The 15519-nt window shown below is 55.0% G+C and carries 12 protein-coding genes; all 12 read right to left on the bottom strand.

All coding sequences use genetic code 11. The features are described from left to right. Positions 1–245, bottom strand: a 245-nt coding sequence (locus RZ35_RS17175; RefSeq protein ID WP_071999758.1) for a PAAR domain-containing protein, incomplete at its 3' end; no start/stop codon positions are given. A 46-nt stretch (positions 246–291) separates the two neighbouring features. Beyond that, positions 292–2304 carry a T6SS effector phospholipase Tle3 domain-containing protein gene (locus RZ35_RS04800; RefSeq protein WP_026742275.1) on the bottom strand — a complete coding sequence of 671 codons (2013 nt, stop codon included), beginning with the start codon at positions 2302–2304 and terminating at the stop codon, positions 292–294. Next, entirely contained in the window at positions 2297–3091 is a 795-nt protein-coding gene (locus tag RZ35_RS04795; RefSeq protein WP_051625474.1) for a T6SS immunity protein Tli3 family protein, read from the bottom strand. Before RZ35_RS04795 ends, RZ35_RS04800 begins: the two co-directional genes overlap by 8 nt. A gap of 16 nt (positions 3092–3107) precedes the next feature. Then, complete coding sequence (locus RZ35_RS04790) at positions 3108–5597, bottom strand: type VI secretion system Vgr family protein (protein WP_026742274.1); 2490 nt, start codon at positions 5595–5597, stop codon at positions 3108–3110. Continuing rightward, positions 5594–8260 carry a type VI secretion system ATPase TssH gene (tssH, locus tag RZ35_RS04785; protein WP_026742273.1) on the bottom strand — a complete coding sequence of 889 codons (2667 nt, stop codon included), beginning with the start codon at positions 8258–8260 and terminating at the stop codon, positions 5594–5596. Before tssH ends, RZ35_RS04790 begins: the two co-directional genes overlap by 4 nt. A gap of 161 nt (positions 8261–8421) precedes the next feature. Beyond that, positions 8422–8730: a hypothetical protein gene (locus tag RZ35_RS04780; RefSeq protein WP_026742272.1), complete on the bottom strand. Its 309-nt coding sequence runs from the start codon at positions 8728–8730 to the stop codon at positions 8422–8424. Between the two features lie 62 nt (positions 8731–8792). Further along, positions 8793–9284 carry a type VI secretion system effector Hcp gene (hcp, locus tag RZ35_RS04775; protein WP_026742271.1) on the bottom strand — a complete coding sequence of 164 codons (492 nt, stop codon included), beginning with the start codon at positions 9282–9284 and terminating at the stop codon, positions 8793–8795. 4 nt (positions 9285–9288) lie between these two features. Continuing rightward, the gene (locus tag RZ35_RS04770) at positions 9289–11007 is read right to left on the bottom strand and encodes an OmpA family protein (RefSeq protein WP_026742270.1); all 1719 of its coding nucleotides are present in this window, start codon (positions 11005–11007) and stop codon (positions 9289–9291) included. After that, positions 11004–11693 carry a type VI secretion system protein TssL, short form gene (gene tssL / locus RZ35_RS04765; RefSeq protein ID WP_026742269.1) on the bottom strand — a complete coding sequence of 230 codons (690 nt, stop codon included), beginning with the start codon at positions 11691–11693 and terminating at the stop codon, positions 11004–11006. Before tssL ends, RZ35_RS04770 begins: the two co-directional genes overlap by 4 nt. Then, positions 11690–13030 carry a type VI secretion system baseplate subunit TssK gene (tssK, locus tag RZ35_RS04760; protein WP_026742268.1) on the bottom strand — a complete coding sequence of 447 codons (1341 nt, stop codon included), beginning with the start codon at positions 13028–13030 and terminating at the stop codon, positions 11690–11692. The genes tssL and tssK overlap by 4 nt, the downstream gene beginning before the upstream one ends. A 17-nt stretch (positions 13031–13047) precedes the next feature. Next, entirely contained in the window at positions 13048–14595 is a 1548-nt protein-coding gene (gene tssC / locus RZ35_RS04755; protein WP_026742267.1) for a type VI secretion system contractile sheath large subunit, read from the bottom strand. A gap of 25 nt (positions 14596–14620) precedes the next feature. Continuing rightward, positions 14621–15115: a type VI secretion system contractile sheath small subunit gene (gene tssB / locus RZ35_RS04750; RefSeq protein ID WP_026742266.1), complete on the bottom strand. Its 495-nt coding sequence runs from the start codon at positions 15113–15115 to the stop codon at positions 14621–14623. Positions 15116–15519 lie beyond the last annotated feature (404 nt).

Here is a 15519-nt window from a genome sequence, read left to right as displayed (position 1 = left end):
TGCATACTTGCAATGACGCTCGCGCCGCACTGCGTTTTACAGTTGTGTAATACAACCCCACGCCCGTTTTCTTCATAGGCAGAAACATCACATTCAATAATATTATTTGAGCCATGCTCAGGGCATGAAACAGTATCATTCAGGAGCGCAGCATTTTTTCCGGATATTTCGAAACTGGATGAGGCTGATGTGACTTTGCCACCATGAGAGGTAGCGTCCCCTAATACGACAACATATTTACCCATATTTCATTCCTTAGGATTAAGGTATATGCATTGCAGCTACGTGCATTTATTTTTCAGGGCGCAGACGTTCCATTACATGGGATTTCTTTTCCACTGCATCACTTGCCACTTCTCTTCGAATAATCGCAGGCATGGCTGGGATCGTCAGCTTACCGGTCCAGTAATAATCATCACTTTCCAGCCAGTCAGCCTGATGGCGTAATTCAGCAAGGCTTTCTCTGTCCCAGGAATGCCAGCAGTAGCCGATGGGTAAATCATAGGCAGCGACTCTGCTCATGAAGCGCTGATCCATCGGCAAGGTACTGTGGTCTGTCGGTCGCTGTACATAAGTACGTATTTCTTCCAGCATTTCTGCTCTGGATTGTTTTTCATAACCGACTCGTTCATCTTTTGAACCGGGTCCCGGCTGATAATAACCAGAGGCTTTTTTGGGGATCATTTTCTGGTCAAAGTAACCGTAAAGAGAAATATAATACCGATAATCATAGTCAACAGGGCTACCAGAATAAATATCTCCGTTCTGAATGGTGTCTTTATCTATCTGGCCATACCCATACCCTACTTCCCCTGTTTGCTTTTCTTTGCTCCTATAATCCTGGTCAAAATCTTTCAATTCATCAGCTGACAGCGGTTCAGGAACCATTGGCCCGTTAATGGTCAGTTTCTGTCCATTAACAGGATCAGGCCATGTCAATTTTTCCATTATTGATGTCGTACTGTCCCAGAATGGTTTTCCATCCTCAAGGTTGCTGAAATGGGTTTGCACGTTGGGTTCAACGCCACACGGTGTGTTTCGCCCCAGCATGCGCACGTATAAGGTGTCACCAGCGGCCTTGAAAAGAGGGTGAGATTCAGCAAAATTACTGCTTTTAGTGTTCGGTAATCCCTGCCAGCCAATACTGCGAAGCGGCGAAGAGCCCATCACTCGATCATGAGGGTTACAGTAGATCCAGGTTGTCCCGTGGTTATCGCGCTCCGGTACCCCACCGTGCGTTTTCCCGGCCGGCGTCCAGCTGTCTCCGTCGCTGCACACGCCTGCCAGTAATCGTTCACAACCCAGTTGCTGCAGTCGGTTTTTATTTTCGGCCACTTTTTTCACGATATCCGCAAACGTTGCCTCTCTGGCCTCTTTGCTGATAATTTCATTCAACGGATAAGAGATATAGGTCGCGGCTTCATTATCCAGGGCATACGGCGAATTCATCACAAACAGAGCATCCGGGGCTTCGATTGCCGCAGCGGCCAGGGCAATCATAGTGCCCTGACTGTGCGACAGTACCGTCACCGTGTCTTCAGGATGTTTATCACGAATTGTTTTGATTAATTTCGCCAGGCGACCTGCTGCGTGGGCATAATAATGCCGAGGTGGTGCAGCAGTGAGCAGCCTGTCACGCTCTCCATTCAGCAACTGCGTACTGAAGGGGACAGGAACTCCAAGCGCAGAAGGCCAGTTATCAAATCCTTTATCACTCCACAGGCTGACCAGCTGGTTGCAGCCATTCTGGAATGGGCCTCCGCCCCAGTAAAATGGACCTTTGCTTTTTCGCTGCTCAGGAGTCAGGTCATAATAATTATCACCCAGTTTGTTTTTTAGCGGAATTGCATATTTACCGATATCATTATCTGTTGCACGATATCCCCAGTAAAAACGGATAACAGGAGAGCGGCCTTCATCGGTTATTTTGCGGGGAGGTGTTATCCATTTTTTCTTTTTTGGATTATTCTTATCACCATAGCAACTTATCCATTCCGGGCTATTTTTATCGCAGTTTTCAAAATCGCCTTTAGCATATATATTTTCTACAAGTATATGCTCACCATTAAGGCCCAGTCGTTGATTTAATCCATCGCACAATGCTTTCTCAGCATCATTATACCACTCACCTTCAGAGTTAACTCCGTGCACAAAAATTGCTAGTCCGGGTAACTGTAATGGCGGCCGCACCTCAGCATTCACTTTGACATTTTTATGTGAGGTAGTGGAATAAGCAAAAGGAGTGCCGTTATCTGTCATCAGGACATCGACTTTGCGTGTAGGGGAGGTTTTATTGTTATTCATCAGAAATTCTCCCTTCGGGTTGTACAGGCTCCAGTCGACGGTCACACTGCATTTTCCCTTCTCCTTCTCTGGGATAGAACTTTGACATATCTATTTTAAAGAAACCTCCAACGGGTTTCACCTCCCCCGGCCTGAGCAAACTATACTCATCCTCTGATTTAGCTACCCCCAGTCCATTCTCATTATCAAAATTCCATCTATCTACAACAGGGTATACTCTTCCCCTCCCCCGATAATAAATCATATAAACGCTGTCATTAGTCACCAGCATATCGTAGTCTTTTGTATCGCCATTCGGGTCCTGCGTATTTGACCCGTAAGGCGCCGAGCGTATTGTTTTACCACCATCTGTCGTCACAGCAATAACATTCAGACATCCTTTATCAGAACCCTTACACGCAGCCTTATTATCATTTGCTGTTATTGGAAAAGCTAAATAATCATCACGCGTTGACAACCAGAATAGTCGCCCTTTAAATAAATAACCTGAAGAGGGTGATATCTGCGTATGGATCCCTTTCGCTTTGTTGTTATAAAATGTTTTTCCATTTTCGCAGCGAGTGTACTCTTCAAGCGTAAAGTAGCGATCTTTGTCAATGCGATAAATTATCTGCGGAGGGCCATACACCTCAGGTTGCTGTTTTTTCTTTTCCGGCGCTGCCTGCGTATTCTGCATTGCAGAAAAAGGATTCACAAAAGCAACACCGCCACCATAAGGACCAGCCACACAACCACTCAGGATAAATACACCATATATAAAGCAGAGACGCATAATTATATTTATCATAACCCTATTCCTTTCTTTATTTCTTCAGAACGATCTTCAGTCCATCAACCGCTTTGGACATTATTAACGATGAGTTTCCAGAGCTGTCTGTTATGCCAGACAGAACCTTCCCATCCGGCATATGAATGTCATAATTCTGATTTGCCAGCGGCTTTCCTGTAACAGGATGGGTAATGACGAATTTCTCATCAAATGTCGATGGCTCAAATGACTTCATCACGCCCTGCATGCTACCTGAACCTGCTTTTTTGATACCGGCATTTTTAATAAGTAGTTTGCCAGGGCCGCCAACCTCAACATTGCCGTCTTTAATTTTGATATAGCCACCGCCACATATCAGTGTCAGCTCGTCCTGGGCCGTAACGACCAGTTTCTTGCCACTCGAAATATGCGTGTCCTGTGTCGACCAGGTGGTGATATTCCCGCCCTGAGCCTGAATATCAATATCGTTTTGCGAACTGAACAGTTTAGCCCCTTCACGGCTGTACAGGCTGAGTTGCTTACCGGCCGCCAGCGTAAAGTCCTTCTGCGCACCGACATCCAGCTGTTTACCCGCCGTCAGCGTCAGATTATCACTGGCTGATAACTGCATATCTTCGCCGCTCACCAGTGCCATTCCTTTTGGCGCACTACCCAGGATAACCTCCTCATGCAGTTGTTCAATTTTCTGCTTCAGGAGTTTTTGCTGACGGCTGACATCGGCAGCCAGCGCCTGAGCCTGTTGTGCACTGGCGGCAAGGGATTCCATCTCCATTAATGCTGCTGAAAGCCGTGCGAGGGCTGCCCCCATCTCCAGCACCTGGCCCTGCGCCATGGCCTGCCCATCAGCGCTGATAAACAGCCCTTTCTGTGCCCGGATGGCTCCCCAGCTGTCGGTTCTTAGCTCAAAGCCCTCACCGCGCTGTTGTTTTTCGCTGTCGACCAGATGCCCCAGATTCAGCTGACTCTTGCCGCCGTACTCGGTGGAGACCTTGATATGCTCCTGCCCGCGGTTATCGTCGAGGCGGATTTTGTTGTTCGCCGGCGTGCGCAGCACGTTGCGTTTGTAGTTCTGGATGGTGACGTGGTCGCCGTGGGCCGAGTCGTGCAGCACGCCGGAGATGTACGGTCTGTCCGGGTTGCCGTCCTCAAAGCCAATCGCCACCTCGGTGCCCGCCAGCAGCGGCAGATGCAGACCGTAGGTATCGCCGGCATAGGGGCGGGACTGGCGCACCCACAGGCTCTCGAACCCGGTCTCCCAGTTGTCGCGGTCAAACAGCATGTTGACGCGGTAGCGGCCGTCTTTATCGATATGGCCGTAGGTGTCGTTCTCGGTGGTGCTGGTGACGCGGGCCGGTAAGGTGCCGGCCATCACCGGGCGTGAGCCAGGCTCCGGGCGGAAGCAAAAATCCGGGCTGTCCGGGATACCGTCAAAATGTACTTCAAAATCGCGGTCGCGGCGGGCATGGCTGTGCATCGCCGTGATGACCACGCCCTGAGCAAACACCTCTGCCACTTCGTAGCCGCCGGTGACGTTCAGCAGCATACCCGGAGAGAGAGTCGGACAGCTGGTGATGGCATGGGTCTGGGTCTGGCCATTCAGATAGCGCTCATGACGAATGCGGGCGTAAAACGCACCGGACTCCGGGGCGGGGTTGCGGTCATACGCGCTGCCTGGCGTCAGATAGTTATCAGCATAGTGATAGGCATCGCCGTAAGTGGTGCTGTCGCCGCGGGTTGCATCCACCTGGGTGTTCATGTCTTCCGTGGCCTGGCGGTAGTTGTAGTCGCGGGTGCTGACCTGCTTCTGCACCACGTTATGATGGCTCTCCATGCCCCAGACCGAGTCCACCCCTTCCGAATGCTGCCCAGAAGGCGGAATCGACGGCAGGGTCAGGCCTTTTTCATACCCCTGCTGACCGTCACAGAACTCCACCACGTCGATATTCAGGCGCGTGTCGGTGGTAAAGCGAAACCAGATACCCACCTCACCCAACAGGCGGGTAATAAAGTGCAGGTCGTTTTCTCCGTACTGCATGACCTGCTCACGGCGCGGGTACTCTTTTGAGAGCGAGAACAGAAAATCCTGGCCGCGCAGGTTGTGACGCTCGCGCAGGATTTTTTCCACGATTTGCGGGACCGACATGTCCTGATAAATGGCGTTCTGATGCGAACGGTCAAGCAGCGCCAGGCGTGGCCGGAGCGTCAGGGCGTAGTGGGTTTCATCCTTTGAGGTGCTGAGGCGTTCAAAGCCCGTCACCACGCCCTGGATTACCCGCACCGGCTGCTGAACCTTAATACCAAAGCCCTGGTCCACCGGGGCCTGCAGCCTCAGGGAGCCGGCCTTCATCAGCATCATCTCTTTGCTGATGGCATGGTCAGCGCTGGTGAATTCAATCCGATAGCTGAACGGCGTGCTCAGGGCTTCGTTACCTTCAAAGGCCAGTACGTCCAGTTCGGGCTCACACCCTTTAACCGACAGCAGGTGGTGGTTGTGGCTGAACCTTATCGGGAGATTCGTACTCATGCGTCAGTTCCTTCTGTCTCTGTATTCCAGGGGGCAAACGCCAGCACGATGCCCTCATCGTCGCTCCACTCCAGGGTCAGTAATTTGGGCTTCTGCTTCGCCGCCATGTGGGTGAGTAGTTGCTGGCTGAGTACCGGCAGAATTTGTTGATTGAGCAGACTGTCGACGTTACGCGCGCCAGTATCCGGCAGCAGGCAGGCGGCGGTCAGCGCGTCGTACAGGCTCTCATCAATCTGCGTGGTCAGGCCATAATGACGATGCAGGCGCTTGCTGACCTGGGCGAGCTTCATTTCCACGATGGTACGCATAGCTGCCTCCGCCAGTGGGCGATAAATCACGGTCTGGAAGCGGGCCAGCAGCGCCGGCTGGAAGTGGTCGCGCAGGATCGGACGCAGCCGTTCGTGCAGGTCGCCTTCGGTGGCCTCCGGCTGTTCATCGAGTAACTGCATCAGGNGGTCGCTGCCGAGGTTGGAGGTCATCAGGATGACGGTGTTACGGAAGTCGATTTCGCGCCCTTCGCCGTCGCGCATAAAGCCACGGTCAAACACCTGGTAGAACAGGTTCATCACGTCGCGGTGGGCCTTTTCCACTTCATCCAGCAGCACCACACTGTACGGACGCTTGCGCACGGCTTCGGTGAGAATGCCGCCCTGACCGTAGCCGACATAACCCGGCGGGGAGCCTTTCAGCTGCGACACCGTGTGCGGCTCCTGGTATTCGGACAGGTTGATGGTAATCAGTGACTTCTCGCCGCCGTACAGCGCATCCGCCAGCGCCAGCGCGGTTTCGGTCTTACCGACGCCGCTCGGGCCAACCAGCAGGAACACGCCCTGCGGGCCGTTTTCGGACGTCAGCCCGGTCTTCGCCGCGCGCAGGCGCTGAGCGATGGCCTCAAGGGAAGCATCCTGGCCGACGACGCGGCTGCCGATTTCGTTTTCCAGGCTCAGCAGCCCGGTCTGTTCGTCTTTCATCAGCGAAGACAGCGGCACGCCGGTCCAGTCGGCGATCACGTTAGCGACCGTGCGGGTGTCGACATCCACCTGCACCAGCACATCGCCCTGCTGCGCCTGCGCCAGCTGCTGTTGCAGGTCGGCAATTTCAGCCTGCTGGCTGATATCCTGTCGGCTGGCCATCAGCTGCTGCGCCAGCGCCTTTTCGTGGCGGAAACGGCCTTCCTGCTCCTGAATACGCGCGTCCAGCTCGGTCCGCAGCTGCTCAATCACACCCAGGCGATCACCATGACGGTGACTGCCGGCGGCGATATCTTCCAGCAGCGCCTGCTCTTCCAGTTCCAGTGCGGTCAGCTGCGCTTTCAGGCGCACAATTTGTTCGGGCACGGTATCGAGGCTCATGCGCACACGGGCTGCGGCGGTATCGAGCAAATCGACCGCTTTGTCCGGCAGCTGGCGGCCGGTCAGGTAGCGACGGGACAGCGTAACCGCGGCACGCACCGCGTCATCGGTAATGTGTACGTTGTGGTGTTCGGCATAGCGGGATTTCAGACCGCGCAGCATCAGGCAGGCGGTATCGTCGTCCGGCTCATCCACCTTCACCATCTGAAAGCGACGTTCCAGCGCGGCATCGCGCTCGAAATATTGTTTGTATTCGGACCAGGTCGTCGCGGCGATAGTGCGCAGTTCACCGCGCGCCAGCGCCGGTTTCAGCAGGTTCGCGGCATCCGCGCCGCCCGCCTGGTTGCCGGCACCAATAATGGTGTGGGCTTCGTCGATAAACAGCAGGACAGGCACCGGTGACTGCTGCACCGCATCGATGACGTTTTTCAGCCGCTGTTCGAACTCGCCTTTCACGCCGGCGCCCGCCTGCAACAGGCCGAGGTCAAGGGTGCGCAGGATCACCGGCTTGAGGGATTCCGGGACGTTGCCCTCGGCAATACGCAGCGCCAGGCCTTCCACCAGTGCGGTTTTACCGACACCCGGTTCGCCGACCAGAATCGGGTTGTTTTTACGGCGACGGGAAAGGATGTCGACCATCTGGCGGATTTCGGTGTCACGGCCGAACACCGGGTCAATCTTGCCCTCTTTCGCTTTGGCGGTGACGTCGAGGGTGAATTTATCCAGCGCGTTCTGTAGCGCCGGGGTCAGTTCTCCCTCTTTCAGCTCTGCACCAACCGAGCGGCCAACAAACGCCACCTCTCTGCCATGCTCCTGGGCCAGTTCAGCCTCAAACTGCAGCTCCGGGCGTTCATCAGATTGTGCATCCAGTAGCGGGCGTAGNCGGGAAAGCTGACTCATCCCGAGCGTCAGCAGTGGCCACAGACCGTCGCAGTGGGCAAGTCGTGGGTTTTCCGTCAACGCCATCAGCAGGTGATGGCTGCGGATACTCTCCTCTCCGGCAAGCGAGGCCAGCAGCCAGGCTTCCTGCATCAGTTTCTGAATATCCGCGGATAACTGCGGGCGGCTGCGTACCGAACGCGGTTGATTATCCAGCCAGCCGAGCAAATCCTGCCACAGCGCATCCATGTCCCACTCGTAGCGGCGTGCCAGCACCGTCAGGTCNCCTTCTCCTTGTTCGAGCAGCTTCAGCAGCCAGTGCTCCGGCAAAATTTCCGCATGGGCGCGGGTCTGACACAAGGAGGCGGCCCCTTCCATCGCACGGGCGCAGTAAGGATTCAGACGTCGAAGGAGGATTGCAGGGTTTTCCATGCTCACTTTACTCATTGTTGAGGACCTTTCGGACACGCTACCGCCCATCGCTTTTCTTTGTATACAAAGCACCTAAAGCGCATTAGGTCGAATTTCAGAATTGTGTGGTTCTTTGCAGAGCGTCTGACCGGCCAGGCGATGCCCCTGTACCGGTCGCATCATCAGAAGCTGTGACCCAGCCGTTCTCGCTTATCAACCTGAACGGGGCGTGTCACGCTGTTATCCAGAATGATGTGCCAGCAACTGGCATTAGCTTTCGGCTGCAACGTCATGTGCCAGCGGGCGTCGCCACCGCCACCCGGCCCTGCTTTTCGGTGAGGGCCGGCAATGACTTTAAGCGTGCCCGCGCAGTACGCGTTATTAAGCTGGGAGTCCAGCGAGCAGGCCTTTTCTACCAGGCGTGCCGTGTAGTTTTTACTGAAACGCGGGTCTTTCTGCCAGTGAGTCGCCCACTCTGCCAGATTTGCCATATATACCTCCTTTAAACGGCACACTTCCGTGTGCCGTCTGATTTTTAACCTGGTAAAAAAACTTATGCCGTAGCGCGTTCATTCCAACTATCGGAATGAATGATGTTGCCGTCTTTGTAGGTCCAGGTGATTTTTTCGTAGCGCAACTCGACCATTTCCTGATGGTTGTGCTTCTCAAAGGCCGGATTTTTGATGTCATGCATCACCGGATTGACTTTCACCACCTTCACGTTTTCCAGTTTGGTGTTGAAGTACTCCACTTCTTGACCCGCGTCGTTGATTTTGTACCACCTGAACTCCGCAGACTTGAGGGTCTGACCGGTGGTCACAGCCTTGTACAGATACGGGCTGGACGAGTCGATTTCCTTGGTGAACAGGAACGGGGTGTGGATACGGGTACCGGTCAGCTTGCCGGTGTTGTTGTCGGTCGGGATGTACAGGTTATGTTCCTGAGCGACAACTTCGATGCTGCCTTCACGATCCTGAACGTCCACAGACCCTTTAATGTCCGCGCCGCCGTCGTCTTTCAGCCAAAGATAAACAGGAATTGCCATGGAATTACTCTCCATTGTGTTGTGATGCGCCATCATCCTGCGATGACGCTTGGGTGTGGCCCGGTATCTGACAGGCACTGGCCTGCGGTACCAGACTGATTTCGACACGGCGGTTGAGCGCACGCCCATCCGGGGTGTCATTGGTTGCGATAGGACGGCTCTCGCCATAGCCCTGCACCGCAAAACAGCTTTCCGGTACATCACCGGTGTCACGCATCCAGTCACGTACCGCTTCGGCACGCCTGAGTGACAGCGTCTGGTTCAGTTTCGGGCTACCGGTGTTATCGGTATGCCCACTCACCACAATCAGCCAGCCCGGCTTCGCTTTGATACCGACCAGTGAGTTCACCAACATTTTGGTGGAGCCAGCCTTCAGCACGGATTTGCCGGAATCGAACAGCGACATGCTGTCGAGGCGGACAATTTTCGGTACCGGTTTGGGTTTCAGCTGCGGTTCATGCGGCGAGGGCGGGGGCGGGGGCACATAAGAGCGGATCGCATCCAGCAAAGGCATTCGCAGACGCTCCCCCTGATACAGACCGAGGTCCATCCGCACCGGTACGCCATTGCGTGCCTGGTCATCCAGCTCTGTCGCATCGTCACGAAGGACGGCAACGGCGTCGGCTTTGGGTCCAAAATCTTGCATCGTGATGCGCTCATAGCGGGCAATATCGAAACTCACACGCTGCAGCAGCTGGCGATTGTTCCAGCCACTGCTGAGCAGCGCGGCAATAGCCGCCAGAGTGAAAATCCCGAGCGCGCAACGCCAGGTACGCTCACGCGGCGTCAGGCCTCGCCCTTCGGGCAGCAGCGGCAGGATAAAATCCGGGAAGGGGGATATAACCGTACTGTCCGTTCCCACCGGCTGCCAGCCCGCCACCTGCTGCATCGCCGTGTGACGGGAAAGCCAGGCCGTCCAGGCCGATGTGGCCAGACTTCCGGCAAGGATCGGTCCCATTCCCCACAGCACCGCAACAGGTGCAATGACAGGAACATCGGGGTTCTCATCCATAAAGACAGCCTGGACATGCTGATGGAACCAGCCCATCAGGCTGTTCATCAGCACCTGTTGCTGCATCGCAGGCAACCCGACGGTGGTGATCCATGCAGCGATCGAGCCCGGCGCTGAAGACTCACGCCAGACCCTCACCCCTTCCCCCGGTATAGCCGCCTGCCAGAGCAGGTCATTCGTCATCACACTGCCAATCTGACCATGCAGAACCAGCGGCACAGAATGACCCGTTTCTTTACGCAACTGGCTGATTTTCCAGCGCAGGGCCAGCAGGCGACTGGTAAGACGCTCGCTGTCGGCATGTTTCTGCGGACAGACGCTGACCATCACCGATAGCTGGCGGCCCCAGTCAGGGCGCAGCCACAGTACCTGTCGGGCCGCCTGTTCCAGATCCTGATGATCCGCCACGCGGATCCAGCATCCCTGCGTGACAGTGAGCACCGGTGACTGCTGCATACATGCCAGCGGCAAATCACCACATACCAGCACCACGGGCTGACGGTAAGTGGCTTCTGGGAGGTCATCCAGACACAGGGGGATGTCATGCCCCGCACGCCGACTGGCGACAGTCCGGAACGCCAGGATAATCCCCAGCATCGCCAGCAAAACGAACACAGAAACCAGGCGGGTGACCGGCAGGAAACCTAGGCAAACCACTGTACTCAGCAGGGCGGCCCACAGCGCAAGCCCGCGCTGTTGTGCAGGACTCATTTCACGGCTCCCGGCAGCAGAGTCACTAGCATCTGATCCAGCCAGTGGCTTAGTCCCCACCAGAGCGCGGCCACCACCATCACGCTCAGGCCGATTCGCACGGGCCATGACGCCAGACAGCCGCTCATTCGTCGCCCGGCATGGCTTTCTGCCAGTACCGGATGAGTCTGCGGATAGCTGAACGGCGTGACATGCTCATTGAGCGCGTTGACGATTTTCTGGCGCTCCGGGTCGTTCACCGAGCGGAAACTGCCGAGAAATCCCAGCATCATGATCCGCTGGAAGCAGGTCACGACAGCATGGTCAGGCGCCGGTTCACGCAGCACATCACGCATTCGATCGCACAACGTATCACCGGCATCCATGGTGCCAAGGAAGTGTCCCTGCAGGGGAATGTCATACCACTGCACACAGGCGTCATCTTCCACACCTCGCCCTTTTACCGCCTCATCAAGCAGCGCACATTGTGCGGTGAGAATATGCTGACAGCTGGCTTCATCGAGTTTGCTTACTTTCAGCTCACGCTGTACACGTTCGACATCAGCAATGCAACGTTCCCACAACGTGCGCCCCTCTCCATCCTGAAACGTCGGTCCGTGGCGCAGGCTGATCACCTGCAGCCAGGTGTCCTGCAGAAGGGTATCAATATCAATGGACGCAGCAGTGCTGCGTTTAGGCTCACTCATGTTCTCAGTACCGCAAAGAGTTCAAGTTCAGGCTCGCCGAGCATGCCCGGAACGTAAAACATACAGGTGCCGCCCGTGAGCATTTCGGTGGCCAGAGGATGAGAGACATCGAGGCTGAAATACTGGTTTTCCAGACGCAGCGGAATGGCGGCCGGCACATGACGCAGCGGCGTCAGAGGAACGCCCACCCGCGATGAATTGACGATGCTCCTGACATGATCGGGACTGCCGGCCTTGCACTGACGCGGGAACTGTTCCTGCAGTTGTGCCACCGGTATCGGCGAACGTACTGAGAGGTAGTAATCCGCCCCTTCACGCAGGCGTGGGTCATGCAAACGCGCCTGCCAGAAGTGAAGCCGGGCATCGTGCTCAAGCTCAATCGCCACCACGCGCGACGGCAGGCTGGCTTCCAGCAGGTCGCCCAGTAAGTCAAACAGCGGCGGGAAGACGTTATTCAGCCGCTCATGCTGCCAGGCCGGGATGGCGCTTACCTGATGCGCCAGCGAGAACGTCAGCAGACTGCCCGCAAGCCGTGCCACCTCCGAATACAGGCGCTCAGGCGGGTTTTGCAGGTGACGCTGAAACTGTCCCAGCACAGGTTCGGCACTGTTCAGGGCATTGAGCAGCCAGAACAGAGACACGTCAGCCACGGCAAAATCGGCCATGCGCTCGTTACTTTCACGACGCATGGCCATCAGTCGACTCAGTCGGGCGCGAAGTTGTGTCATCAGTTGTTCCAGTTGGGTCACCAGCCAGCGACTGCCCTTGATGGTAAGCAGCGGGGGGAGAAACGTCTCATCCAGTAACCACGCCCCCTGCGAATCCTGCTGCAGTCGGGCGACCGGACAGGTCAGATAATCGCTGTTGTTCTGATGGGCAAAACGCAGCGTCAGCTCTGGCTGCATCACTGCAATCTGGCGGGTATCATCCCCAAAGGTGTTGCGGACATCCCGCCAGCGCTGGCGATAACGAACAGGGCGTTCAGCCACTTCATCAGGTTTGAGGCAGTTGCCGCCATTCGCCCGCAGCAGCGGAAGCGCCAGAACCACCACCACGTCCTGTGATTCGCTCTCAAGCGACAGCACCGGCGGCAGGTCATCAGCATTATCCGTGTCAATAAGCGTGCCGTCGGGGAAGCGGATGTGCAGATGACGGGCCTGTAGGCGGCCCAGTTTCAGTGCATCCGGTTCGAAAGTGGCGTCAATCACTCCCCAGGGATGGGAGAGACCCAGTCGGGCGATGCATTCCGCAGACCAGGCCGCATACGCGGCCTGTTGCTGGAAGTGCTGGGGAGAGACCATTACGCCCCTGCCCCATAGCGGTTGTTCCGTTTTCATTGGCTTCCTGCCTTAGCTTATGATTTCGCCTTCGGCATCTGGGAAACCAGCGACAGGTTGACGTCCATCCCTTCCACCTGGAAGNGCGGGATGGCGTACAGCTTCACGCGGAAGAAGCCCGGGTTGTCTTCAAGGTCTTCCACTACCACTTTGGCGTCGCGCAGCGGGTGGGAGGCCTGCAGTTCGTCGCCCGGGTCGGTCATTTCCGTCACCAGACCACGCACCCAGGTGTTCAGCTCAAGCTCCAGCAGACGACGGTCTTTGGTGGTGCCGATATTTTCGCGCTGAATAAGCTTCAGGTAGTGGGCAATACGCGACAGCAGGAAAATATATGGGAGACGCGCATTGATGCGGCTGTTGGCTGTCGCATCTGCGGTGTCATACAGCGCCGGTTTCTGGGTTGAGTTAGCCGAAAAGAAGCAGCTGTAATCGCGGTTCTTATAATAGGACAGGGGAATGAAGCCCAGATTTGCAAACTCGAATTCACGGGTTTCCGGGATCATCACTTCTGACGGGATCTTCACCTGATTGCCGGTGCCCAGATCGTACAGATGAATAGGCAGATCCTGCACAGCGCCTCCGGCCTGCGGGCCACGAATTTGTACACACCAGCCGTTGTTGATGAAGCTGCGAACCATGTTGGATGCGAAGGCAAACGAGGCGTTGGTCCACAGGTATTTGTCGTGATCAGGGCCTTTCACTTCTTCCACGTAGTTGAAGCTGCGTACGGGCACAGTGTCCGGACCATACGGCAGGCGCCCCAGCACACGCGGCATCACCAGACCGATATAGCGGGAATCTTCCGTCTCGCGGAAGGACTTCCATTTGATGTATTCAGCACGGTCAAAGTAGTTACCGATATCCTTAATAGCCGCCACATCCTCCATGCTGTCTTTCAGGAAGAATTTAGGGCCGGCAGAGCCGATAAACGGCATATGGGCTGCGGCAGAGACTTTAGAAATGTTGCGCAGCAGGGCGACATCCTGCGCAGACGCATCAAACTCGTAGGCGGAAATCAGCGCGGCAATAGGCTCGCCACCCGGTGTATCATACTCATCAATGTATGTGTGTTTATACAGTCCACTCTGAATGATTTCCGGGCTGTCTTCGAAGTCCTGACGCAGGTCTTCTTTGGACATATCCAGCAGTTCAACTTTCACGTTCTGGCGGAAATCGGTTTTGTCGACCAGCGATTTCACGCCGCGCCACAGGCTTTCTACTGCCTGAAAGTCCTCATGGTGCATGACGGCATCAAGCTGACGACTAATCTGGTAGTCCAGCGCTGCGATGTGATGGTCAATCAGGTTTTTGTCGAGTTTTTCAACCTTTGAGCCTGCTTTGGTCAGGCACTCCAGAAATACCTGCATCCCAGCAGTTATACGTTCATCCGCGGTCGCATCCGACATCGCCTGCGCGTCCTGCCAGCTATCCAGCGCACTCAGGGAAGAGACCGGGTTCAGATTGATTTTTTCAAACAGAGAAGCGTACACACCACTTTCAGTCGGGCACTCAAGCACAACGCTTTCGCCTCCGACAGCATTTTCTTTTTTTATAGACATGAGCATGATTCCGTATGAGTCCGGGTTATCTTCAGGCGTCTTTCGGTGCCAGTGAGGAGAGTTCAGTGCGCAGTTCATTGCTGAGTGCCGGGTCAAGCAGTATTTTTTCCAGCTCTTTGCGGAAGGCCTGGTTATCAAGAAGATTGGATTTTAGGTCGCGCAGAAGATTTCGCATCGCAAGCATGGCTTTCAGTTGCGGGATTTGGCGGGCAACCTGTTCTGGTTCAAAATCCTTCATGTCCCGGAAGGTCAGAGCCACGTTTTCCTCGCTNCCGTCCCCTGCCAGGGTATTTTCTACCGCCAGGTTAACGGAAGGGGAGAACTCAGCCAGAACACTGTTGAAATTGTTTTTATCCACATTCACCTTCCCGCGTTCAGACAGCGGACGGTTTTCCTGACCATTGCTGAAGTCACCCACGGCCAGGAGCTTGAGAGGCAGTTCGGTTTTCTTCTGCGCGCCACCTGTATGTAAATCCAGCTTTAAATTAACGCGTGCTTTTGGTATTTCATTCTGAAACGAAGACATAACAAGTCCTTGTGCTGTGAAGTTGCGGCAGTCCGGGCGCAATGCAGACAGAGACCAGCTGATGCCAAATGACGTACTCCCGAACAAGCTCTAACTGGAGGGCCACAATAATTGCTCACCGTTATTAAACAAGTACCAAACGGATAGCAAGATATGCCTGCACACAAGAAAATCCTGAAAATCGATTGATTTACATCAAAAAAAATCAACAGCAACCTAATCAGTAGTCAAGACGTCCAGCGTCGTAAAACAACTAACCGTGAGACGGCACTGATTTAGCGTTATTAACCTTTACGTAATAAATGCAGATATGAAAGGAAGGCTAAACGGCCTTATTTTCAGAACGAGCTTCAGCTGGCATGAGAGTTAGCCACCATTCAGGAGTTCCGCGATAGTCGGGAGAA

The organism is Lonsdalea quercina subsp. quercina, assembly GCF_000688655.1.
Lineage (GTDB): Bacteria > Pseudomonadota > Gammaproteobacteria > Enterobacterales > Enterobacteriaceae > Lonsdalea > Lonsdalea quercina.
Note: the sequence above shows the minus strand (reverse complement) of the source record. Positions and strands in the feature narration are given on the sequence as shown.